Source organism: Streptomyces sp. NBC_01261 (assembly GCF_036226385.1).
GTDB lineage: Bacteria > Actinomycetota > Actinomycetes > Streptomycetales > Streptomycetaceae > Streptomyces.
The window spans coordinates 3,772,062-3,794,051 of sequence record NZ_CP108463.1 but is presented as its reverse complement, the minus strand read 5'-3'; the positions used below and the strand labels follow the sequence as shown (position 1 = coordinate 3,794,051).

18 protein-coding genes are annotated in these 21,990 nt (G+C 69.3%); 6 read left to right on the top strand and 12 right to left on the bottom strand.

Annotated features, from left to right (window positions below; translation table 11 throughout):
- Nucleotides 1–2 precede the first annotated feature (2 nt).
- The gene (locus tag OG226_RS16230; RefSeq protein ID WP_329349298.1) at nt 3–1,529 is read left to right on the top strand and encodes a hypothetical protein; all 1,527 of its coding nucleotides are present in this window, start codon (nt 3–5) and stop codon (nt 1,527–1,529) included.
- On the top strand, nt 1,526–2,281 hold the full coding sequence (locus OG226_RS16225) for an ABC transporter permease (RefSeq protein ID WP_329349297.1): 756 nt from the start codon (nt 1,526–1,528) through the stop codon (nt 2,279–2,281). The genes OG226_RS16230 and OG226_RS16225 overlap by 4 nt, the downstream gene beginning before the upstream one ends.
- Here OG226_RS16225 and OG226_RS16220 read toward each other — a convergent pair.
- Both OG226_RS16220 and OG226_RS16215 read right to left on the bottom strand, forming a co-directional pair.
- Complete coding sequence (locus OG226_RS16220; RefSeq protein ID WP_328678741.1) at nt 2,262–2,462, bottom strand: DUF397 domain-containing protein; 201 nt, start codon at nt 2,460–2,462, stop codon at nt 2,262–2,264. The genes OG226_RS16225 and OG226_RS16220 overlap by 20 nt on opposite strands.
- A 464-nt stretch (nt 2,463–2,926) precedes the next feature.
- The gene (locus OG226_RS16215) at nt 2,927–3,481 is read right to left on the bottom strand and encodes an ATP-binding protein (protein WP_328678740.1); all 555 of its coding nucleotides are present in this window, start codon (nt 3,479–3,481) and stop codon (nt 2,927–2,929) included.
- 157 nt (nt 3,482–3,638) lie between these two features.
- Here OG226_RS16215 and OG226_RS16210 point away from each other — a divergent pair, with 157 nt between their 5' ends.
- Together OG226_RS16210 and OG226_RS16205 are read left to right on the top strand one after the other, a co-directional pair.
- Entirely contained in the window at nt 3,639–3,923 is a 285-nt protein-coding gene (locus tag OG226_RS16210; protein ID WP_328678737.1) for a hypothetical protein, read from the top strand.
- Nucleotides 3,916–4,986 (top strand): DNA glycosylase AlkZ-like family protein, encoded by a 1,071-nt coding sequence (locus OG226_RS16205; protein ID WP_328678735.1) that lies wholly within the window; start codon nt 3,916–3,918, stop codon nt 4,984–4,986. Before OG226_RS16210 ends, OG226_RS16205 begins: the two co-directional genes overlap by 8 nt.
- Here the strand turns inward: OG226_RS16205 and OG226_RS16200 are convergent.
- The gene (locus OG226_RS16200; RefSeq protein ID WP_328678732.1) at nt 4,973–5,581 is read right to left on the bottom strand and encodes a YceI family protein; all 609 of its coding nucleotides are present in this window, start codon (nt 5,579–5,581) and stop codon (nt 4,973–4,975) included. The genes OG226_RS16205 and OG226_RS16200 overlap by 14 nt on opposite strands.
- Nucleotides 5,582–6,004: 423 nt before the next feature.
- Between OG226_RS16200 and OG226_RS16195 the strand changes: the two genes are divergently transcribed.
- Nucleotides 6,005–7,588 carry an acyl-CoA carboxylase subunit beta gene (locus OG226_RS16195; RefSeq protein WP_327401078.1) on the top strand — a complete coding sequence of 528 codons (1,584 nt, stop codon included), beginning with the start codon at nt 6,005–6,007 and terminating at the stop codon, nt 7,586–7,588.
- A gap of 56 nt (nt 7,589–7,644) precedes the next feature.
- Nucleotides 7,645–7,836: an acyl-CoA carboxylase subunit epsilon gene (locus OG226_RS16190; protein ID WP_078652542.1), complete on the top strand. Its 192-nt coding sequence runs from the start codon at nt 7,645–7,647 to the stop codon at nt 7,834–7,836.
- 69 nt (nt 7,837–7,905) lie between these two features.
- Here OG226_RS16190 and OG226_RS16185 read toward each other — a convergent pair whose 3' ends face one another.
- The 9 genes from OG226_RS16185 to OG226_RS16145 form a co-directional block, all read right to left on the bottom strand.
- Nucleotides 7,906–11,004 carry an NACHT domain-containing protein gene (locus OG226_RS16185; protein ID WP_328678728.1) on the bottom strand — a complete coding sequence of 1,033 codons (3,099 nt, stop codon included), beginning with the start codon at nt 11,002–11,004 and terminating at the stop codon, nt 7,906–7,908.
- A 106-nt stretch (nt 11,005–11,110) separates the two neighbouring features.
- A complete protein-coding gene (locus OG226_RS16180) occupies nt 11,111–11,692 on the bottom strand; it encodes a GTP-binding protein (RefSeq protein ID WP_328678727.1) in 582 nt (193 codons plus the stop codon).
- Nucleotides 11,673–12,245: a DUF742 domain-containing protein gene (locus OG226_RS16175; RefSeq protein WP_328678726.1), complete on the bottom strand. Its 573-nt coding sequence runs from the start codon at nt 12,243–12,245 to the stop codon at nt 11,673–11,675. The genes OG226_RS16180 and OG226_RS16175 overlap by 20 nt, the downstream gene beginning before the upstream one ends.
- 94 nt (nt 12,246–12,339) lie before the next feature.
- Complete coding sequence (locus OG226_RS16170; protein ID WP_019058640.1) at nt 12,340–12,753, bottom strand: roadblock/LC7 domain-containing protein; 414 nt, start codon at nt 12,751–12,753, stop codon at nt 12,340–12,342.
- A 10-nt stretch (nt 12,754–12,763) separates the two neighbouring features.
- Nucleotides 12,764–16,069, bottom strand: coding sequence for a sensor histidine kinase (locus OG226_RS16165; RefSeq protein ID WP_329349296.1), 3,306 nt, complete (start codon nt 16,067–16,069; stop codon nt 12,764–12,766).
- Between the two features lie 401 nt (nt 16,070–16,470).
- On the bottom strand, nt 16,471–17,046 hold the full coding sequence (locus OG226_RS16160; RefSeq protein ID WP_006375318.1) for a GTP-binding protein: 576 nt from the start codon (nt 17,044–17,046) through the stop codon (nt 16,471–16,473).
- Nucleotides 17,027–17,425, bottom strand: a complete 399-nt coding sequence (locus OG226_RS16155; RefSeq protein ID WP_019058642.1) for a DUF742 domain-containing protein — start codon at nt 17,423–17,425, stop codon at nt 17,027–17,029. The genes OG226_RS16160 and OG226_RS16155 overlap by 20 nt, the downstream gene beginning before the upstream one ends.
- 111 nt (nt 17,426–17,536) lie before the next feature.
- Nucleotides 17,537–17,950: a roadblock/LC7 domain-containing protein gene (locus OG226_RS16150; RefSeq protein WP_005479910.1), complete on the bottom strand. Its 414-nt coding sequence runs from the start codon at nt 17,948–17,950 to the stop codon at nt 17,537–17,539.
- Between the two features lie 9 nt (nt 17,951–17,959).
- Entirely contained in the window at nt 17,960–21,895 is a 3,936-nt protein-coding gene (locus tag OG226_RS16145; protein WP_328678708.1) for a sensor histidine kinase, read from the bottom strand.
- Between the last annotated feature and the right edge of the window lie 95 nt (nt 21,896–21,990).

The following is a 21,990-nucleotide window of genomic DNA, read 5'->3' as shown; positions in this document are numbered from 1 at the left end:
CGATGACCAGGACGATTCCTCCGTACCGTTCCGCCCTCCATCCCGCCCGGGCCGGCTTCGGGCGGTTGCTGCGGGCCGAGTGGGCGAAGTTCTGGACGGTGCGGGTCTGGGTGGCGGTGTTGGCGATCGCCGGTGTGGTCGTGGTCGTGGTCTGTCAGTTGGGGGCCAGTGGGTCAACTGTCGGTGGGGGGCCGCCGGTTGTGCTCGGGCCGGGGGGCGAGGTCGTCAACGACTCCTTCCGGTTCGTCCACCGGCCGTTGAGCGGCGACGGCACGGTCACGGCTCGCGTCACCGGGTTGAAGAGCGCCTCCGGGCAGCCGCTGGAGCCCTGGACCAAGGCCGGGATCATCGTCAAGGCGAGCCTGAAGCAGGGGGCGCCGTACGCGGCGGTGCTGGCGACGCCCGCGCACGGGGTCCGTATGCAGTGGAACTTCACCCACGACATGGCGGGGCCCGGCAGTGATCTGACGAAGGCCCCGCAATGGCTCCGGTTGAAAAGGCTGGGGGAAAAACTAACCGGTTATGCGTCGGTAGACGGTGAGAAATGGACCCGGCTTGGGGAGGTGCGGGTCGGCGGGCTGGGGAGGACGGTTCAGGTGGGGGTGTTTCTGGCGGCTCCCAACCGTGAGGTCGTGCACCGTTCCTTCGGCGGCACGAGCGCGGTGGCGGGCAGCGGCCAGGCCACCGGCACCATCGACCACCTCAGCCTCACGGGCACGTCGGGCGGGGGCGGTTGGACGGCCACGGACGTAGGTGCCCCCGCCCCCGACGCCCCGCCGGGCAGCACGCGGCCCGGCGCGTCGACGGTGACCCCGGCCGGCGTCTACACCCTCACCGGCCAGGGAGACATCGCCCCCGACGAGAACAACCCCGACATGGTCCAGATGAGCTTCCAGGGAGTGTTCGTAGGCCTCCTCTTCATGGCCACCCTGGGCACGCTCTTCGTGACGAGCGAATACAAACGAGGCCTCATCCGTACGACGTTCACGGCGACGCCGTCCCGCCTGAAGGTGCTGGCGGCGAAGACGACGGTGATCGCGGCCGTCACCTTCACAACAGGCCTGCTGGCTACGGCAATCGGTTTCACCCTGGCGCAGAAGACACTGCGCTCGAACGGCTTCAGGCCCCCCGCGTTCCCCGACCTCTCCCTCCTGGAGAACCCGGCCCTGCGGGCGGTCGTAGGCAGCGCGGTCCTGCTGTCCCTGGTCGCGGTCCTGGCCCTCGCCGTGGGTGTGGTGCTGCGCAGCAGCGCGGGCACGATCGCGACGGTGGTGGTCCTGGTACTCCTCCCGCAGATCCTCTCCGTGGCCTTGCCGCTTCCCGCGGCGCAGTGGCTGCTGAGGGTGACACCGGCGGCGGCCTTCGCGATCCAGCAGGGGGTCACGTACTACCCGCAGGTCCACCACAACTGCCTCCCGGAGAGCGGCTGTTACCCCCTCACCCCATACCACGGCCTGGCGGTCCTGGCGGCCTACGCGGCGGCGGCCCTGCTGCTGGCGGCCTGGACGCTGAGGAGGCGGGACGTATGAGGTGGTTCGATCCTCTCCACGCCGAGTGGACCAAGCTCCGTACGCTGCCCAGCACTTGGTGGCTCCTGGCGGCAACGGTGGCCCTGACGGCGGCGGTCGGCGCGGCGGCGGCCTCGTCGCTCACGACCCAGGTGTGCCCGTCACCGGCGGCCTGCCACGAGGACACGGTCAAACTGAGCCTCACGGGCGTGCAGTTGAGCCAGTCGGTGTGCCTGGTGCTGGGCGTGCTGTCGATGGGGGCGGAGTACAGCACGGGCACGATCCGCACGACGCTCACGGCGATGCCGGGGAGGTGGCGGGTCCTGGCGTCCAAGGCGGCCACGCTGTCCCTGCTGACGGCGGTGGCGGGAGCCCTGGCGGTCCTGTCCGCCCTGGGCCTGTCCCGCCTGATCCTCCCGGCCCCCACGGGCGGCGCGACGCTCCGAGCGGCGGCAGGTTCGATCCTGATCCTCGTCCTGGTCACGCTGCTCGGCCTGTCCCTGGCGACCCTGCTCCGCGACACGGGCGGCGCGATCACCCTGGGCCTGGGCGTCCTCTACGTGATCCCGATCCTGTCCCGCCTCGTCAACTCCCCGACCTGGCAACACCGTCTGCAACGCTGGACCCCCATGCCGGCGGCCCTCTCCATCCAGGCGACGAAGAACCTGGAGAGGCTGGCGATCGCTCCGTGGCCGGGGTTGGGGGTGCTGGCGGCGTATGCGGTGGGGTTGTTGGTGGTCGGGGGAGCGGCGTTCAGGCTGAGGGACGCGTGACCTGACCGAGGAACTCCGTCCAAGTGCCGGGTGAGACGGTGAGGATGCCACCGGCGGGAATCTTGGAGTCCCGGATGTGGACGGCGGCGGGGTGGGCGGCGACTTCGATGCAGTTGCCGCCCTCGTTGCTGCTGTGGCTGGACTTGAACCACGCCATGCGCTGCCGTGCTGCGGTGTTCATTGAATCGCGGTGAGGAGTGAGGAAGGGTCAGTTCGTCAAGGAGCGGCTCCAGGTGTTCCCGGGCCAGACCGGTCAGGTTGACTGCCGTCCCCATCCCGATGTCGTCCCCGGGCGCTTGCCCCAACAGCGCGAAAACCCGGGCGAGTTCAGGCTTCATCCGCGCGTACATCACGTCGAACACGGGACGTAGCCTCAGTTCCTTGCCGTACTGATCAACCCCCTTCGCCCGCAATGCCCGTGCCCGATCCTCGGCCGCCCGCAGCTCACCCACCAGCTTGGAGACCGGCCGCTGCCGACGCCGCCGTAGCAACGCCGACACGATCAGCAGGGCAAGGGGCAAGTGACCGCACAGCTCGGTGAGTCGGCGTACGGCATCGGGCTCATCCGCAACCCGACGATCACCGGGGTCGAACCGCCGTAGCGACCGGTCCACCAACTCTCGCGACGCGTCTGGCGACAACGCGTCAACCCTGAACTGCCGTACCGGAAGCGAGTCCTGGACCTCCCGAGACGTCACCAGAACCCGATGCCCGCCCCCTTCCCCCCGGCAGCAGCGGAACGATCTGAGCCGGGTCAGAGGCGTTGTCCAGAAGGATCAGCACAGGCTCACGGGAACCCAACTCGCCCCGATACCACGCGTACTGCTCATCAGCCGTAGGCGGCAGATCCGCATCCCCCACCCCCAGCGCCCGCAACAACGCCAGCACCGCCTGATCCGCCGTCACCGGAACGTCGTCGTACCCCCGCAGATCGACGAACAACGCGCCCCCGGAGAACCACCCCCGCGCCCGAGCCACATGCGCCACACGCAACGCCAGCGCGGTCTTACCGACACCGCCGAGCCCCGAGACGGCGGAGATGGCGACGGACTCGGAACCCCCGCCGACCCCAGGATCGAGCGCACCCAACAGCTCGGCCACCTCGTCGTCACGACCAGTGAAGACGGCGGGGGCGGCAGGCAGCGCGGACAGCGCCGTGGGGGAGGGCGCCGCACGCGGGGACTCCGATTTCCCCGTCACGGGCCCGTGGAACGTGCCGCCCCGAAAGCCGAAGTAATCCCCGTCGCCCACTCGCCCCACCCCCCGTCGTACCCATAGTGCCCGGGATGTCAGTGGGTCGTCCTAGGGTCAACAGACACAGGCAGGACGTCTGTTCGTTGCGGAAGGGGGGCGGGACGTGGGGGACGGCATTCAGTGGATGGTGGGCGCTACGACGAGTTCCGGGTGGATGCTGGACGTCCACTTCGCCCGCGGCATCGGCGTCGAGGAACTCGCGCGTCGGATGGGCGCACCGCTCGGGACGACGGCGGAACCGATGACCGACGCCGGGGTGGCCGATCTCGACATCGGCGCCTACCCCCACCGTGGGCCGGGCAACGCCGTGATCCGCGTCGGTGGGGAGTGGTCGCACAGACGGGCACACCGCCTCACCGAACGCGTCGAGTGGAGCCCCCATGCATGAACTGACCCGCCCCCAAGCCCGCCGCATCGCCGTCCAGGCCCAACTCCTCGATGCCCATCGGCCCACCGAACTCCACGCCGTCGTAAGGCAGTTGACCCTGCTTCAGATCGACCCGATCGCAGCGATCGCCCCCAACGCCGACCTGGTCGCCTGGAGCCGCCTCGGCTCGTCGTACGTACCGGACGAGTTGGCCACCGCGCTCAAGGAGCGGACCCTCCTCGAACTGCGGGCGATGATCCGCCCGAGCGAGGACCTGGCGCTGTACCGCGCCGACATGGCCGTATGGGAGAGGGAGTCGAAGCACTACCGCGAGTGGGTCGTCGCCAACGACGTGTGCAGGCGGGACGTTCTGGAACGGCTCGGCGATCAAGGGCCGCTCACTTCAAGGGAGTTGCCCGACACGTGTGCGGTGCCGTGGAAGTCGTCGGGGTGGACGCACAACCGCAACGTCAGCCAGCTGCTGGAGCTGATGGTGTTGAGGGGGGAGGTCGCGATCGCGGGGCGTGCGGGGCGGGAGCGGCTGTGGGACCTGGCCGCACGCGTCTACCCGGACGAACCCGCCGTACCGCTCGACGAAGCCCGCAGGCTGCGGAACGAACGGCGGCTGCGCGCGCTCGGTATCGCCCGGGCCACCGGCACCGCACTCCCGGTCGAACCCGCCGTCGTCGGCGAGGCCGGCGAACCGGCCGTCGTAGAAGGGGTGAAGGGGGAGTGGCGGGTCGATCCGGCGTACCTGGAACGGCCGTTCAGCGGGCGGGCCGCACTGCTCTCACCCTTCGACCGGCTGCTCCACGACCGGAAGCGCACCGCCGAACTCTTTGGCTACGACTACCAGTTGGAGATGTACAAGCCGGCCGAGAAGCGCCGCTGGGGCTACTTCGCCCTGCCGATCCTCTACGGCGACCAACTCGTCGGAAAGCTCGACGCCACCGCCGACCGCAAGGCCGGCGTGCTCCTGGTGAACGCCGTCCATCAGGACGTGGAGTTCACCCGGAGCATCGCCGATGCCGTGGACGCCGAGATCGAGGACCTGGCGGTCTGGCTCAAGCTCAGGCGCTCTTGATCGCCGAGATGTCGAAGTTCAGCTTGATCTTCTCGGAGACGAGGACGCCACCGGTCTCCAGCGCCGCGTTCCAGGTGAGGCCGAACTCGGAACGCAGGATCTCGGCCTTGCCCTCGAAGCCGACACGCTCGTTGCCGAACGGGTCCTTGGCCGCGCCGTTGAACTCCAGGTCGATGGTGATCGGCTTGGTGGTGCCGAGGATCTCCAGGTCACCGGTGACGCGGTAGTCGTCGCCGCCCAGGGCTTCGGCCGAGGTGGAGCGGAAGGTCATCGTGGGGAACTCGTCCGTCTTGAAGAAGTCCGCGCTCTTGAGGTGACCGTCCCGGTCCGGCGAACCGGTGTCGATGCTGTCCATCTTGATGTCGAGGGACGCGGTGGACTTGGCCGGGTCACTGCCGTCCAGGTGCAGCGTGCCGGTGAAGTCGAGGAATTTGCCCTTGACGTTGGTGACCATCGCGTGGCGGGCGGTGAAGCCGAGCGTGGTGTGCGACGGGTCGATGGTGTACTCGCCGGTCAGCGCGGCCAGGTCGGGGTTGACGGCGGCGGGTGCCGAGGTGGTGTCGGTCTCGTCGCTCTTGCGTCCGAAGATGCCCATGACGTGCTCCTAAAGGGGACGGGAGTGATGCGGGGATGGTGCAGGGATGACGCGGGGATGAATCTGTTGAATGTTCAACGATGCCAACACGAAGGACCGTAGACCTATTCCATTCAATTTTCAACATCATCCGCAGGGTGTTGCGCCAACTACTACGAGTACGCCCTCCGGGCCGACCCGGCAACGCGAGAACCACTCCGGGAATCGCTCCGGGAGTCACTCTGGGGATGGCATCCCCCGCACGTGAATGTGAGGTGGCTCTCAGCTGTCGGGTTTGTGTAACCCCTACAACCAGCATGCCCCGTGAGCAGTCGGAACGGCTGCATGCCGGTGAGGTTCTGTTCAGGGGTACCAGGAAAACGGTCCGGAGACTGTGCAGAGTCGACGGCGCCCTTTCCTTGGTCCCCTTCGTAGGGTCAGTACATGACCGTTTTGGATGAGGCGCCGGGTGAGCCGACTGACGCGCGCGGGCGAGTGGCCGAGCTGCACGAGATCCGTGCGCGGGCACTGGCCGGCCCGAGCGAGAAGGCGACCGAGGCGCAGCACGCCAAGGGGAAGCTGACCGGCCGGGAGCGTATCGACCTGCTCCTCGACCCCGGGTCCTTCCGTGAGGTCGAGCAACTGCGCCGGCACCGCGCCGTCGGCTTCGGCCTGGAGGCCAAGAAGCCGTACACCGACGGTGTGATCACCGGCTGGGGCACGGTCGAGGGCCGCACGGTCTTCGTCTACGCGCACGACTTCCGGATCTTCGGCGGCGCGCTGGGCGAGGCCCACGCCACGAAGATCCACAAGATCATGGACATGGCCATCGCGGCCGGGGCTCCGCTGGTCTCCCTGAACGACGGCGCCGGTGCCCGCATCCAGGAGGGCGTCAGCGCCCTCGCCGGGTACGGCGGCATCTTCCAGCGCAACACCAAGGCCTCCGGTGTCATCCCGCAGATCAGCGTGATGCTCGGCCCGTGCGCCGGCGGCGCGGCCTACTCGCCCGCCCTCACCGACTTCGTCTTCATGGTCCGCGAGACCTCGCAGATGTTCATCACCGGCCCGGACGTCGTCAAGGCGGTCACCGGCGAGGAGATCTCGCAGAACGGCCTCGGCGGCGCCGACGTCCACGCCGAGACCTCCGGCGTCTGCCACTTCGCCTACGACGACGAGGAGACCTGCCTCGCCGAGGTGCGCTACCTCCTGTCGATGCTCCCGCAGAACAACCGCGAGAACCCGCCCCGCGCGGAGTCGAGCGACGAGGCCGAGCGCCGCTCGGAGATCCTGCTCGACCTGGTCCCGGCCGACGGCAACCGGCCGTACGACATGACCAAGGTGATCGAGGAGATCGTCGACGACGGCGACTACCTGGAGATCCACGAGCGTTGGGCCCGCAACATCATCTGCGCGCTGGCCCGCCTCGACGGTCGGGTCGTCGGCATCGTCGCCAACCAGCCGCAGACCCTCGCGGGCGTCCTGGACATCGAGGCCAGCGAAAAAGCTGCGCGCTTTGTCCAGATGTGTGACGCTTTTAACATTCCGATCGTTACGTTCCTGGACGTTCCGGGATTCCTTCCCGGCGTCGACCAGGAGCACGGCGGAATCATCCGGCACGGAGCGAAGCTGCTCTACGCGTACTGCAACGCCACCGTGCCGAGGATTTCGCTCATCCTGCGCAAGGCGTACGGAGGTGCCTACATCGTCATGGACAGCCAGTCCATCGGCGCCGACCTCACCTACGCCTGGCCCACCAACGAGATCGCCGTGATGGGCGCCGAAGGTGCCGCCAACGTCATCTTCCGCCGCCAGATCGCCGACGCCGAGGACCCCGAGGCGATGCGGACGCGCATGGTCAAGGAGTACAAGTCCGAGCTGATGCACCCGTACTACGCGGCTGAGCGCGGACTCGTCGACGACGTCATCGACCCCGCCGAGACCCGCGAAGTACTCATCAGGTCGCTCGCGATGCTGCACACCAAGCACGCCGACCTGCCCTCGCGTAAGCACGGCAACCCCCCGCAGTAACCCAGCGGACCCTCCGCGCTACCCGTGCGGAAACCTCAGCCACGGAGACTGAACCTATGAGCACCCCTGACATTCGTGTCGAGAAGGGCCACGCCGAGCCCGAGGAAGTCGCCGCGATCACGGCGATCCTGCTGGCCCGCGCGGCGGCTGCCCCTGCCGAAGCTCCGGCCCACCGTCCGCTGCCCAAGGCCGGCTGGCGTCGGCTGGAGCGCGAGGGTGGATTCCGGGCGCCGCACAGCTGGCACTGAGCATCGCTTCAACGCGCTTGCCGTGGCCCCACTCTTCTTCGGGAGGGTGGGGCCGTTGGCGTTCGCGGGTCAGGCGATGTTGAGGTTCTTGACCGGGAGGTCGAGGGTGGTGATGGGGGTGCCGTCGGGAGTTCGGCAGGACCTGATGTGCAGTGTGTCGAGGGAACTGAGGTCGCGGTAGGCGCGGGAGTCCCCTGGTACGACGCAGTCATCGAGCGTGAGCACGTGTAGTCCGGCCGGAAGGGGTTCCTGTTCTGTCAGCCACTCCGGCACGTGCATGTTCCTGAGGCTGAGGTCAAGGAGCCCGGGCATGGCGGAGACGCTGCTCAGGCCACGCGGCGTACACGTGCTCGGGGTCATCAGGAAGAGGTTCTCGACGTCGGGGAAGTTGCTCAAGGCGGCCAGTTCACTGGTCCCGCTCAGCTCGTACAGGCTCAACCAGGACGTCATTGGCCCAAGACGCAGACTGTTGAGATCGGTCGTGCCGCCGTGGCCGAGCCCCACGTAGAAGAGGTTCTCCAGGTTCTCGATGGATTCGAACCTGTGTACATCTCCTCGCCCCAAGACCGTGAACAATCGCAGCTGTGGGTGAGCCATCAGCACTGAGAGGTCCCCGGGGCCATGGAGGTTGTAGATCGACAGGCGCTCCATGGGCGGGAGTTGGTCCAGGGCGGCGAGCGTCGGGAGCGGGTAGTGGATCGACAGCTCCGTGATGGACGTCAACCGAGTCGCCGCACGCCACTGTTGCGAGTGCCTGAGACTCACCTCGTGTCCCTCCAACGGCAGCCCGGCCAGTACCTGTTCGCCGTAGGCGTCCGCGTCGAAGTAGGCCCAGGCGTCGATGATTTCCTGGACGACGGGGCCGCGCCGGTCCTCCGCGTACCCCACCATCAGCGCCAACGCCTCCTCACCCCCGATCATCGCCACAGTCCGTACCGTCTGTTTCGCTGACTTCTCCGTCAACTCACCCAGGGAACGCGGCAGTCGTCGCAGCAGGCTCGTCCCCACAGCCGCCAAAGCCGGCGGATCCGTAAGCCGTCGAGCCGGAAGCAGCGCCGACACCGCCCCGTCCAGCCGCCCCGCCAGCCCGTCCGGAATCGTCGGCAGCGTCTCCTGACAAGAAGCGGCCAGCAACCGCAGCCCCCGCGCATACCGGGGCTCCGCCTCCGCCCGGTCCAGGATCCCGTCCAACAGCTCCTGCCGCTGACGGGAGTTGGCATGCCCGGCGGCCATGATGATGGTCTCGCGCCAGAGGTCGAGGTGGGCCCGGCCGACGAGGTTGCCGATCCGGTCCTCCTCCGTGGCCTCCTCGGCGGCCAGGTACTCCTGGAAGGTCCGGTGGACGAAGTCGAGGCGTCCCTCGACGGGGGAGCGGAGGATGCCGGAGCGGTCCCGCAGCTGTTCCAGGACCCCGTGGCCGTCCTGTACCTCCAGGTGCCGCATCGCCGACAGCTTGGCGGCGACATGGACGGCCGCCTGGTCCAGGGCGATCTCACTGCGGTTGTTGTCCGAGAGGCGCCAGGCCAGATCCCGTAGCACGACCAGCTTGTCGCCGAGGCTGAACCTGCTGTTCAGCGCGCTCGGTACGTTCCGGTCGGCGTCTCGGTCGTGCACCAGGGTGTGGAGTGCGTTGCGGTACAACTCCATGCGGTCCCGGGGGAGTTGGCTGCCCCGGTTCAGGTGCATCGCGCACAGCATCGCGGCCAGGAGCGGGGTGCCGGCCAGGGACTGGAGGTGGGCGCGGTCCTTGAGACTGTTGAGCAGGGACTGTTCGTAGCGCGGCAACTCGTCGACGCCGCACGGGAGTTCGTCGCCGAGTTCCCGGACGGCCTCGTGCCACTGCCGTACGAACGCGGCCAGGTCCGGTGGGGTCATCCGGTCCAGGTGGAGCGCGGTGAAGTCCTCCCGGCGCAGCCAGTCCGCCCCGGCGGCGGTCGGACGTGAGGTCACGACCACCCGTATGCCACCGTACGTCCCGAGGAGTTTACGCAGCCAGTCCCGGACGGATCGGCGTTCCGAGCCGAGCAGCTCGTCCACTCCGTCGACCAGTAACAGGACCTTGTTGTCCCGGAGTTGGCGTTCCACCCAGCCCCTGGGCATGATCCCGGTGATGTTCCCGGCGACGCCGTCGAGCAGTTCCTCGGGCTTCTTGGGCAGCGAACGGCCGCTGTACTCGCGGAGCTTGACGAAGACGGGTGTGAGGCCGTTCCAGTCGGCGAGTTCGGCGGTGAAGGCGCCCCGTGCCGCCGTGATCGCCAGCCAGCGGAGCAGTGTGGTCTTGCCGGAGCCCGCCTCGCCGCGCAGCAGGACCCTGGACGCCCCGCCCAGCGCCGACTCCACCCGCATCCCGGAGCTCTCGGTCCCGGAGTCCTCCCAGCCGCTCAGGTCCGGCCTGAGCGGCAGCGTGCGGACGGTGGCGCGGCGGCGGGTCCCGTCGTCCCCGGTGGCCCGCAGGCTGACGTAGGCCACCGACAGCCGTACCTGCGCGGCGGCGCGGTCGGACGTGCGGCGGAACAGTTCCACCTCGTCGAGGGTGTTGCTGACCAGCTCCATGTACCAGCGGCGGAACTCGTGGTCCCGGTCGGTGCCGTCGGGGGCGAACAGGGAGCGGTCGGGGAGGCGTTCGAGGACGCGGGCGACGCGGTCGCTCAACGAGCCGGTGCGGGCCAGGAGTTCGGCCAGGGTCCGCTCCTCGAAGACCGGGAGGGTGCGCACGATGCTGACGTAGTACTCGCAGCACTCGCTGAAGAGGAGTTCGTAGAGGCGCGTCTCGGGTTCGCTCAGGCCGACCGGTGGGCTCACGGATGCCGTGATGCGGCGGATCAGTTCGGCCGGTTGCGCGTCGGCCGCCAGGACCGCCTCGTCGGAGAGGTCGGCGCGGGCGAACGTGTCGCACACCCCGTTGAGCGCCGCTTCCCGGCCGCTCTCGTCCAGGCCGCGGAACTCCTGGGCCAGGAACGGTTCGATCCGCGCGGCCGCCGTGTCGGCCATCTCCTCGAACTGGCGCTGGACGCTGCGCTGTTGGCGCAGCCCGGACACCCGCAGCCGGACGAGTTCGTCCATCGGCAGCCGGCGCTCCTGCTCGCGCCGTTTGCCCCCCAGCCACGTCTGCGCCGCCGCCTTCACCACGGTCGTCCCCAGCCGCAGTGCAGCCGCCTCCGCGCTCATCGTGTCCCCCCCATTGCCGAACCGAAGAGCGTTCATTGTGGCAGGGGGTACGACAAAGGGGCCTACTCCAGCCGGAGTTGGCCCCTTGACGTCGAAATGCCGCGTGTTACCGGAGGCGGGCCATCAGCGCGTGCTCGACCAGCGTGATCAGTCCCGACTTCGCGTCCGCGCGGTGGCGGGCGTCCGTCGTGATGATCGGGGTGTCGGGGCCGATCTGCAGGGCCTCGCGGACCTCGTCCGGGTTGTACGGCTGCTGGCCGTCGAAGCCGTTGAGGGCGATGACGAAGGGGAGACCCGAGTTCTCGAAGTAGTCGACCGCGGGGAAGCAGTCGGCGAGACGACGGGTGTCCACGAGCACGATCGCGCCGATCGCGCCGCGTACCAGGTCGTCCCACATGAACCAGAAGCGGTCCTGGCCCGGCGTACCGAAGAGGTACAGGATCAGGTCCTGGTCCAGGGTGATGCGGCCGAAGTCCATCGCGACCGTCGTGGTCGTCTTGTCTCCGGTGTGGGTGAGGTCGTCGATGCCCGCGGACGCGGACGTCATGACGGCCTCGGTACGCAGCGGGTTGATCTCCGAGACGGCCCCGACGAACGTGGTCTTGCCCACGCCGAAGCCACCCGCCACCACGATCTTCGCCGAGGTGGTGGAGCGGGAAGGCCCTCCGCTAGAGCTTGCGAAGTCCACTGAGCACCCTTTCGAGCAGTGTCACATCTGGCTGGCCGCCGGCGTTCTCGTCGCCGCCGGGTTGATGAATGGCGACCAGGCCCGCCTCCGCCAAGTCGGCGACGAGGATCCTGGCCACACCGAGAGGGATCGTCAGGAGGGCCGAGATCTCGGCCACCGACTTGATCTCCCGGCAGAGGTTGCAGATCCGCTGATGCTCGGGCAACTGGCCCTGCATCTGGTGCGGCTGCGCGGTGGTGTGCACCAGCGCCTCGATGGCGAGCTGGTAGCGGGGGCGCGTCCGGCCGCCGGTCATGGCGTACGGACGCACCAAGGGGTTGCTCGTCGACCCGGCGGGAGCCGACTCGGGGGAGCGTCGATGGGGCTGCACAGGCTGGATGCGCGGAGCCGGCGGCTGGTCGTACGGCGACGGGCCGGGGCCCTGCGGGTACTGCGGGTGACGCGGGGAAGGTGAGGAGGGGAAGTTGTACCGGTTCTGGGAACCGTCGCCCTGCCCCTGGCCGGGGCCGTACGACCAGTTGCCCGAAGACGAACCGCCTGGGGGTGTTGCCACTTTCTCCTCCTCCGACTGTGCCGGGCACCCATCAATGTGGAGCCGCGTCCCGAAACCTTATGGCCTCAGGACGCCAAAACGCACCGTCCGTCTGTTAGTTGAGAAGGCTCCCCTGGAGCTCCGCTCGAAGGTCCGGGGTCAGGACCGTACCGGCACGGTCCACCAGAAGGGCCATCTCGTACCCAATGAGGCCGATGTCCGCCTCGGGGTGCGCGAGAACCGCGAGCGAGGAACCGTCGGATACGGACATGAGGAAGAGGAATCCCCGCTCCATCTCCACAACCGTCTGGTTCACGGCGCCGCCCTCGAAGATGCGGGAGGCGCCCGCGGTCAGCGAGGTCAGGCCCGACGCGACGGCCGCCAACTGATCGGCACGATCGCGCGGGAAGCCGTCGGACATCGCCAGAAGGAGTCCGTCGGCGGAGACCACCACCGTGTGGGACACCCCAGGGGTGTTGTCCACGAAGTTGGTGATCAACCAGTTCAGGTTCTGCGCCGCCTGGCTCATCGGGCTCACACTAACGCTCCTGGTTGTAGGTGCTGTCGGAGCCGAAGCCCCGGCCGTTCGTTTCACTGCCTTCGCTGCGTCCCCGTTGAACACCGCGGCGCAGGTTGCTGAGCCTGCCCCGGATGTCCTCGGGAGCGCGGGAGACCTGGGGGCCGCCCTGCGGGGTGCTCTCGGCGGTGCCCTCGACCAGGTTGGCCTTGGGTACCCGCCGCGGCAGGCCGGAGGAGGTGACCCCGCCCGCCTTCGGCTTCTTCAGTGCCGACGCCTGCTGCCAGCGCTCGTCGTTCGCCGACCGCCAGTCCACGGCTCCGGTGCCGCCGTTCGCGGTCCCGAAGACATCGACCTTGCTCTCCGGCGCCGCTGAGGCCGAGGGCCCCGGCTGCGTGGGCTGCGAACCGTTCGTGCTCGTACCGTTGGCGGCCGAACCGCGGCGCGGCAGTCCCGCGTCGGTCAGCGCGTGGACGGCGGAGGGGGCCGGTCCCGGACGCTCGAAGCCTACGTGGTCCCGCTCACTCACGTCAGCGGCCTGCGTGGACTCCGCTTCCGGAGCGTACTGGTCCGGATACCCGTTGCGGTAACCGTCCTGCTGCGGCCAGTCGTCCTGGTAGGACGGCTCTTCGAAGCCCGCATACGTCTCCGACCCCGTGGGGTGCGGCGACGCCTGCTCCTCCCGCGCCGGCTCCGCGTACCCGGGTTCCGGGTAGCCGCTGTTCGACGGGAAGGAGTCCGGGAAGGCGTCGGCCTGCGGCGCGGCGCCGTTCGGCGGGAAGTACTGCTCGTCGTACGAGGGTTGGCGCGGCTCGTCGTACGACGTCTGCTGCTGCTCCTCGTACGCCGGCTGGCCGGTGAAGCCGGTCGGCTGGTCCTGGTAGCCCTGCTGGCCGTTGCCGTACGGCTGCTGCTGTTGCTGGGCGTCGAACTCGTTGAACTCCGGGTACTCGCCCGCTTCGAGCTCCTGGCCCGGCTTCTGGGACTCCAGGGCCGCGCGGCGCTCCTCGCGCATCAGCGAGCGGCCCACCGGGTCCAGCTCGCGGATGTCGTCCGGCACCTCGGAGTAGCGGGTGTCGTCGAAGCCCAGCTCGGCGGCCGTGCGCAGCGGGGCCTGGTTGAAGTCCTCGCCCTGGTACTGCGGCTGCTGGGGCTGCTCCGGCATGATCTGCGAGACGGTGAACTCGTCGCGTTGGAGCTGCGACTCACCACCACCACCGTGCGTGATCGCGTCCGGCAGCATGACCAGCGAGGTCGTGCCGGCCTGCTCGCCGGAGGGGCGGAGCTGGACGCGGATGCCGTGCCGGTCGGACAGGCGGCCGACCACGAACAGGCCCATGCGCTGGGAGATCGCGACGTCCACGGTCGGCGGGTTGGCCAGCTTGTGGTTGATGTCCGCGAAGTCCTCGGCGGTGAGGCCGATGCCCTTGTCGTGGATCTCGATCATGACCCGGCCGTCGGGAAGACGGGTGGCCGTCACGCGGACCTTGGTCTGCGGGGAGGAGAACGTCGTCGCGTTCTCCAGCAGCTCGGCGAGCAGGTGCACGAGGTCGGTCACGGCGCGGCCGTGGATCTCGGCCTCCGGGACGCCCGACAGCTCGATGCGCTCGTACTGCTCCACCTCGGAGGAGGCGGCGCGCAGCACGTCGACCAGCGGGACCGGCTGGTCCCAGCGGCGGCCCGGCTCCTCGCCGGCGAGGACCAGGAGGTTCTCGCCGTTGCGGCGCATACGGGTCGCGAGGTGGTCCAGACGGAAGAGGTTCTCCAGCTGGTCCGGGTCGGCCTCGTTGTTCTCCAGCTCGGTGATCAGGGTCAGTTGGCCCTCGATCAGCGACTGGTTGCGGCGCGACAGGTTGGTGAAGATCGCGTTGATGTTGCCCCGCAGGAGGGCCTGCTCGGCGGCCAGTCGTACGGCTTCGCGGTGGACCTGGTCGAAGGCTCTGGCGACTTCGCCGATCTCGTCGGTCGTGTTGATCGGGATCGGCGAGATCCGGGTGTCGACCCGGCCGGGGTCGGTGCGCGAGAGCTGGTCGACCAGCATCGGCAGCCGCTGCTCGGCGATGCCGAAGGCGGCGTTGCGCAGCTGGCGCATCGCGCGGCTCATCTGCCGGGCGACGGCACCGGCCAGGATGAAGGCGAGGAGCAGGGCGACGACGACGGCGGCACCGGTGATGATGGCGTCGCGCTTGGCGGTGTCGGCGATGTCGGACGCCTCGCTCACCGCGGTGTCGGCCTTGTCCTCCTCGATCTTGCGGTACGCCTCGTACTTGAGGGTCGTGCCCGCCCACCAGTTCTGCGCGGTGATGCCCTTGGTGGCGAGAACCGCGCGCGCCGAGGCGTCCGTGGTCTGCAGCTGGGACATCGCCGTGATCATGTCGATCGGGTTGGCCGGCGGCGGCACATACGTCTCGTTGGCGGCCTTCGCCTGCGCGGCGGCCTGCTTGACCATCGTCGCGCCGTCGGTCTTGACCTTCGCCATGGCCGTGTTCAGCTTCGCGATGTCCGCGTCGGTACCACCCGCCTGGTACTCCTGGATGGCGATGCCCTCCAGGTACGCGTACGAGGTGATGGCGGTGCGCTGGGTGGCCAGGCTGCCCTGGCCGGGGCCCGGCTTCACCAGGAGGTGCATGCCGATGGAACGCTCCAGGGAGAGCGCGCCCTTGGCCAGTGCGATGGCGTAGACCGAGCGGCCGTAGCTGGTGATGTTGCCGGTGCCGAGGCCCAGTTCGTTCGAGAACTCAAGGAGCGGGTGCTCCAGGTTCACGTAGGCCTCTTCGGTCTGCACACCCGTGAACTTGGTGGTGTACGCGGCGGCCCGGATGGACGTCAGCTGCGGCTCGACCTTGCGGAAACGGCTGAGCCGGCGCTCCAGGCCCGACTGGTCCGGCATGTTCTGCGCGGCCTTGTCGAAGGTGTCCGCGGCGTCGTCCGTGGCCTTGCGGGCGGCGACGACCGTCGGGTCCTTCACGCCCTTGCCCAGCAGCAGCGGTGCGGCGGTGGAGTCACGCTCGTTGGTGATCGCGTTGCTGTAGGTCAGGGCCGCCTGCACCAGGCGGGCGGTCTTCTCCGCGTCCTCGGCGTTCTGCCAGGTGTCGATCGAGCTCTTCACCTGGAAGCCGCCCATGACGAGGCCGACCACCACGGGTATGAGCAGAATCGCGTTCAGCCTGGTCGGCACCCGCCAGTTGCGGGGGGAGAATCGGCTGCCGCTCGGAGCGAGTGGCGCCGTGGGCTCCGAGCCTGGCACAGGGGCGGACGCCGCTCCGCGCGGCGGCGGGGTGAAGTTGCCCCGGGCCGACGGCTCGGGACCGTTCTTGCTTCGCCTCACTCGACCAACAACCTTCCGGCGGTCGGCACCTATCGTCGTGCCGCAGTGTCTCAAGCCCGTCAACGACCTCTGCTTATCAGTACGTCGTTGACTATTGGGCAGTTCAGGCATTCCAGCACGTCAGCCTGCGCGATTCCAAACAGTCGGAACCGCGGATTCCGAGTGATGTAAGCCCCAGATAAAACGGTCATAAAGAGCGAGCCCCGCCAAAAGACGGGGCTTTGTTAGCGCAGTGGCACCGGATGACCGCGACGCGTTGCGATACCACCCGATTCCTCTGCCGAAACGTTATGAACACCGGGGCCGACCGTGTCAAAGGCCACAGCCGGCTCCGGGGTGTCTACGACAACTGCCGTATGGCGCTGCCGACTTGAGAACTGCATACAGAGCCCCGCCGTAAGCTACCGCAGCCGGGCCATGAGCGCGTGCTCGACCAGCGTGATCAGCGCACTCTTCGCGTCCGAGCGGTGCCGGGCGTCCGTCGTGATGATCGGTGCGTCCGGACCGATCTGCAGCGCCTCGCGCACCTCCTCCGGGTTGTACGGCTGGTGCCCGTCGAAGCCGTTGAGGGCGATGACGAAGGGCAGACCGCTGTTCTCGAAGTAGTCGACCGCGGGGAAGCAGTCGGCGAGACGGCGGGTGTCGACCAGGACGACGGCGCCGATCGCGCCGCGTACCAGGTCGTCCCACATGAACCAGAAGCGGTCCTGACCCGGCGTACCGAAGAGGTACAGGATCAGGTCCTGGTCCAGGGTGATGCGTCCGAAGTCCATGGCCACCGTGGTGGTGGTCTTGTCCCCGGTGTGGGTGAGGTCGTCGATGCCCGCGGACGCGGACGTCATGACGGCCTCCGTGCGCAGCGGGTTGATCTCCGAGACGGCACCCACGAACGTGGTCTTGCCGACGCCGAAGCCACCCGCCACCACGATCTTCGCGGAGGTGGTCGCCCGCCCTCCGTCAGAGCTTGCGAAGTCCACTGAGCACCCTTTCGAGCAGCGTCACGTCCGGTGCGCCGCCGTTGTTCTCGTCGCCGCCCGGCTGGTGGATGGCCACCAGTCCGGCCTCGGCGAGGTCCGCGACGAGGATCCTGGCCACACCGAGGGGCATGGCGAGGAGTGCCGACACCTCCGCGACCGACTTGACCTCGCGGCACAGATGGCAGATGCGCTGGTGCTCAGGGAGCAGTCCCATCAGCGCTGCCGGGTCGGCCGTGGTGCTGATCAGCGCCTCGATGGCGAGCTGGTAGCGCGGCCGGGTCCGGCCGCCGGTCATCGCGTAAGGACGTACCAGCGGCTGGTCGCCCTCGTCCCCGTACGGCTCGGCGTACGGATCATGAGAGGCGGTGGGCGGGGTCATGAATCCTCCGGGCGGGACAGCAAGTCGGTCGGGCTAGCCGTCTGACAGGGCCGGTGGGGGGATTGTGGCGGCCGGACGGTGATTTGGTGAGACGGGTGGTGCCGGGGCCGGTCAGTGAAGCAGACTGCCCTGGAGTTCGGCGCGCAGGTCCGGTGTGAGGACCGCCCCCGCACGATCGACGAGCAGTGCCATCTCGTAGCCGACGAGACCGATGTCGCACTCGGGATGCGCGAGCACTGCCAGGGACGAGCCGTCCGAGACGGACATGAGGAAGAGGAATCCCCGCTCCATCTCCACGACCGTCTGTGCCACGTCGCCGCCCTCGAAGATCCGGGATGCCCCGGCCGTCAGCGAGGTGAGCCCGGAGGCCACGGCCGCGAGCTGGTCGGCGCGGTCCCTCGGGAACCCTTCGGACATGGCCAGAAGGAGTCCGTCGGCAGACACGACGACGGTGTGGGACACACCCGGGGTGTTGTCCACGAAGTTGGTTATCAACCAGTTGAGGTTCTGTGCCGCCTGGCTCATCTGGCTCAACTAACGCTCCTGCTGGTGAGTGGGGCTGGGGAAGCTGCCGGTCTGGCCGGTACCCGTACCGGCCTGTCGACCCTGTGCGATGCCCCGACGGAGATTGGTCAGCCGGCCGCGTACGTCATCAGGCGCACGGGAGACCTGCGGACCCGTTTGGTGCTGTTGCTGCTGAGCCGTACCCGGGACGAGGTTCGCCCTGGGCACCCGGCGCGGCAGGCCGGAGGTGGTGACGCCGCCCGCGGCCGGTTGCCGTACACGCTCTGCCTGCCGGACGAGGTCGTCGTTCGGCGAGCTGCGCCACGTACCGCCCGTGGGACGTTGAGGGGGTGTCGCCGGAGCCGACGGTGCCTGCGGCTGCGGGACGGGGGCGGAGCCGTTGGTCTGGCTCTGCTGCTCCGCCTGCTGGCCGTGGAACCAGTTGGTCTCCAGCGTGTCGTACAGCGGCGTCCTGCCGTCACCGGGACCCGTGGCAGGCGGCAACGCCTCGGGCTCCTGGCGGGTGGGACGCTGCGGGGCGGGCGGCCGCTGGGCGCCGAGGTCGGCGCCGTTGCGGTTCCCGTTGACCTGCGGCCGCTCGAACTGCCCGGTGTTCGCGGGGTTCTGACGGTTCGGCAGATTGTGCTGACCGGTGGAGCCGTTGTCAAAGCCGGGTGTCGCGAACTGACCCGTGGAGCTGGGGTCGTACGCCTGCGGGACGGCGAACTGTCCCGTGTTGGCCGGGTTCGACGGGTTGTTGGCCTGGTTCGACGGACCGCTCGGCGGGGTGCCGAAGACGTCCGAGCGGACGAACTGGCCGCCGTTCTGCGGGGAGTTGGCGCCGGGACGCGGGGTGTCGAACTCCGGCCGCGGGAACGAACCGGTGTCCTGCGGGCCGCCCGTACCCGGCCGCGGGAACTGCCCGCCGCCCTGCGATCCGTTCGCACCGGGACGGGCGAACTGGCCTGTGTCCTGCGGGCCGTTGCCGCCCTGGCGGGGGAACTGACCGGTGTTCTGCTGCCCGTTGGTGCCGGGACGCTGGAACTGGCCCGTGTTCTGCGCGTCGAGGCGCGGTATCGCCGGCATCTCCGTCGTGGCCGCGGGGCCTTGGCGGTCGTCGATGCGCGGCATCCGGGAGGTCTGCTCGGCGTCCCGCTCGTCGTGACCGCGCGGGGCGTCGAGGTTGCCGCGGCCCAGCGGGGGCTGCGCGTTCTCGTCGCTCCAGCTCGGACGCTGGTTGTTGTTGCCGCCGGGCAGCTCGGCCCGCGCACCGCCGCGCGGCGGGAGCTGCGGCTGACGGCCACGCCGCCGGCCACCACCGCGGGGCGGCTCGGGCTCGTCGTTGCTCGTGCGCTGCGGCGGCACCGGGTTGCCCTGCGGCGGGGGTCCGCCGAAGGCGTCCTGGCGACCGTCGCCGAAGCCCTGCGGGGTACCCGTACCGGCCGCCTGCATGCCCTGCGGGGCGCCCGGAGCCTGGCCGAAGAGACCGGCACCGGAACCCGTGGCCGGACGGCCCTGCGGCGCCGAGGGACCCTGAGGGCCACGCGCACCGCCCGGGCCACCGGGACCGCCGGGTCCACCCGGACGTCCACCGCCCGTACCGGGCAGCGCGGCCCGCGGGCCCTGACCGGCACCGACCTGGCCGCGCGGAGCGGCCCCGGCACCGAGAAGTCCGCCGTTGCCACCGGCGGGCGCGCCCGCGCCGAGCGCGGAACCGTTCTGGCCGTTGCCCCGGCGGGCCGCACCGGCACCGGCCGCGGCGGCTGCCGCGGCGGCGCCGACGGCGGCCTGACCGGGCTTGCCCGGAGCGGGCTTCTTGCCGCCCTGGGCGACGTCGACGGGGAGCATGACCAGCGCGGTCGTACCACCGGAGTCGGACGGCCGGAGCTGGATGCGGATGCCGTGGCGCTGCGAGAGGCGGCCGACCACGAACAGACCCATGCGGCGGGAGACCGAGACGTCCACGGTGGGCGGCGAGGCGAGCCGCTCGTTGATCGCCGCGAGATCCTCGGGGGAGAGGCCGATACCGGTGTCGTGGATCTCGATCAGGACGCGGCCGTCGGGCAGCGCGTGACCGGTGACCTTGACCTTGGTCTGCGGCGAGGAGAAGGAGGTCGCGTTCTCCAGCAGCTCGGCGAGGAGGTGCACGAGGTCGTTGACCACACGGCCGGCCACTTCGGTGGTCGGCACGGAGGAGAGCTCGATGCGCTCGTACTGCTCCACCTCGGAGGCGGCGGCGCGGAGCACGTCGACCAGCGGGACCGGACGGGTCCAGCGGCGGCCGGGCTCTTCACCGGCGAGGACCAGGAGGTTCTCACCGTTACGGCGCATGCGGGTCGCGAGGTGGTCGAGCTTGAAGAGCGAGGACAGCTGGTCCGGGTCGGCCTCGCGGGACTCCAGCTCGGAGATGAGCGAGAGCTGACGCTGGATGAGGCCCTGGGAGCGGCGCGAGAGGTTGGTGAACATCGCGTTGACGTTGCCCCGCAGCATGGCCTGCTCGGAGGCGAGGCGGACGGCCTCGCGGTGCACGTCGTCGAAGGCCGAGGCCACCTGGCCGATCTCGTCCCGGGAGTGCACACCGACCGACTCCACGGACGTGTCGACGTCCTGCGGGTCGGACTCGGACAGCTGCCGGACCAGCTCGGGCAGCCGGTCCTGGGCGACCTTGTTGGCGGTCTCCTGGAGGCGGCGCAGCGAGCGGATCATGGATCGGGCGATGACGAAGGCGCCGACGAGGGAGACGCCGAGCACGAGCAGGATCAGCGCACCGGAGATGATCGCCTCGCGCTCGGAGGCGGAGCGCAGCTCGCGGGCCTTCTGCTCCATGTCCTCAAGCAGCGTGTGCTCGATCTTCTTCATCTGCTCGATCTTGGTCGAGCTGTCGTCCACCCAGTCCTTGTAGGACCGCTTGTCCAGCGAGGCAAGGCCGTTCTGGTTGTCGAGGACACGCTGGGCGTAGGTGTCGGCCGACTCGATGGTCGGGTTGCCGTCCTCGATGGGCGCGATGAGGTCCTCGGCGCCCTGGTTGCCGTAGATGTTGCGGAAGATGCTCAGTTCCGACTTCTCGCTCTCCAGAGCGGAGTCGGCGTAGAGCCGGTCGTTGGGGGAGAGGGTGCCCTGCTGCGTGTTGTTGTTCGGCAGGGCCGCCGCGATCACGGCGCGCTGCACGGACGAGAACTCCTTGGCGGCGGAGAAGGCCGCCAGGGCGCGGGTGCGCTGGATCATCTCCGGGTTGCTGGTGGCCTCCGCCATGTCCTGCGAGAGGTCCAGCAGCTGGCTGATCAGCCGGTGGTAGGCGTCGACCGTCTGCGTCGAGTTGCCCTTCGACTGGTACGCCGTCTTGCGGATCTTGTCGAGGTTGTCCAGCTCGGTCGCGAGACCGACCAGGCTCTCCCGGACGCCCTGGAGGTTGCCGCTCTTGCTGGCGCTGTCGACCTCTTCCGAGGCGTTGATGAAGTTGTCGCGGGCGCGGTCGGTCTTCTCCTCGTAGCCCTTGACCTCGTAGTCGGTGGCCTTGCCGCCGTGCGAGAGGGGACCGGCCGACTGGTCGCGCTCCTCCTGGAGCGCGGTGGCCAGCTCGGTGGCCTGCTTGGTCATGTCCGTCAGCAGCTTCATGTTGTCGAGCTGCTGGATGTCGGTCATCGAGTCGCTGATGCGCAGAGCGCCCAGCGAGGTGGCCGCGACCACCGGGAGCGCGAGCAGCGAGACCAGGCGCGTGGAGATGCGCCAGTTACGCAGAGCGACGCGCGGTCCGGGTCCTGGTGCGCCCGACGGCGGCTTCACCGCGGGCGTGGGGGTCGGGGCTGCGGACACACCGGGGCGCCCGGGGCCTCCACCGTCGCCTGACGGCGCCGGGCCCGGGTTCTGGGCGTGCTGGGGCGAGGAGCTGCCGGTCTTGGGGCCAGCCCCGCCATGCGGCTCCGGCTCCGCCGAAGCACTGCCATCCCTCTTGAAACGTCCCTGCACTAGCGTCGCAACCTCTGGACCAGGCGCCCCTCCGCGTGAACGGAAGGACGGTGTCGGCGTCTTAGGGAGCGCCCTGAACGCGCCCCCCAGTGTGT

Coding starts and splice junctions, on each gene's coding strand:
- OG226_RS16230 (WP_329349298.1), top strand. CDS start 3: ATGACCAGGACGATTCCTCCGTACCGTTCCGCCCTCCATCCCGCCCGG.
- OG226_RS16190 (WP_078652542.1), top strand. CDS start 7,645: ATGAGCACCCCTGACATTCGTGTCGAGAAGGGCCACGCCGAGCCCGAG.
- OG226_RS16170 (WP_019058640.1), bottom strand. CDS start 12,753: ATGAGCCAGGCGGCGCAGAACCTGAACTGGTTGATCACCAACTTCGTG.
- OG226_RS16150 (WP_005479910.1), bottom strand. CDS start 17,950: ATGAGCCAGGCGGCACAGAACCTCAACTGGTTGATAACCAACTTCGTG.
- OG226_RS16205 (WP_328678735.1), top strand. CDS start 3,916: ATGCATGAACTGACCCGCCCCCAAGCCCGCCGCATCGCCGTCCAGGCC.
- OG226_RS16195 (WP_327401078.1), top strand. CDS start 6,005: ATGACCGTTTTGGATGAGGCGCCGGGTGAGCCGACTGACGCGCGCGGG.
- OG226_RS16185 (WP_328678728.1), bottom strand. CDS start 11,004: ATGAGCGCGGAGGCGGCTGCACTGCGGCTGGGGACGACCGTGGTGAAG.
- OG226_RS16225 (WP_329349297.1), top strand. CDS start 1,526: ATGAGGTGGTTCGATCCTCTCCACGCCGAGTGGACCAAGCTCCGTACG.
- OG226_RS16220 (WP_328678741.1), bottom strand. CDS start 2,462: ATGAACACCGCAGCACGGCAGCGCATGGCGTGGTTCAAGTCCAGCCAC.
- OG226_RS16200 (WP_328678732.1), bottom strand. CDS start 5,581: ATGGGCATCTTCGGACGCAAGAGCGACGAGACCGACACCACCTCGGCA.
- OG226_RS16155 (WP_019058642.1), bottom strand. CDS start 17,425: ATGACCCCGCCCACCGCCTCTCATGATCCGTACGCCGAGCCGTACGGG.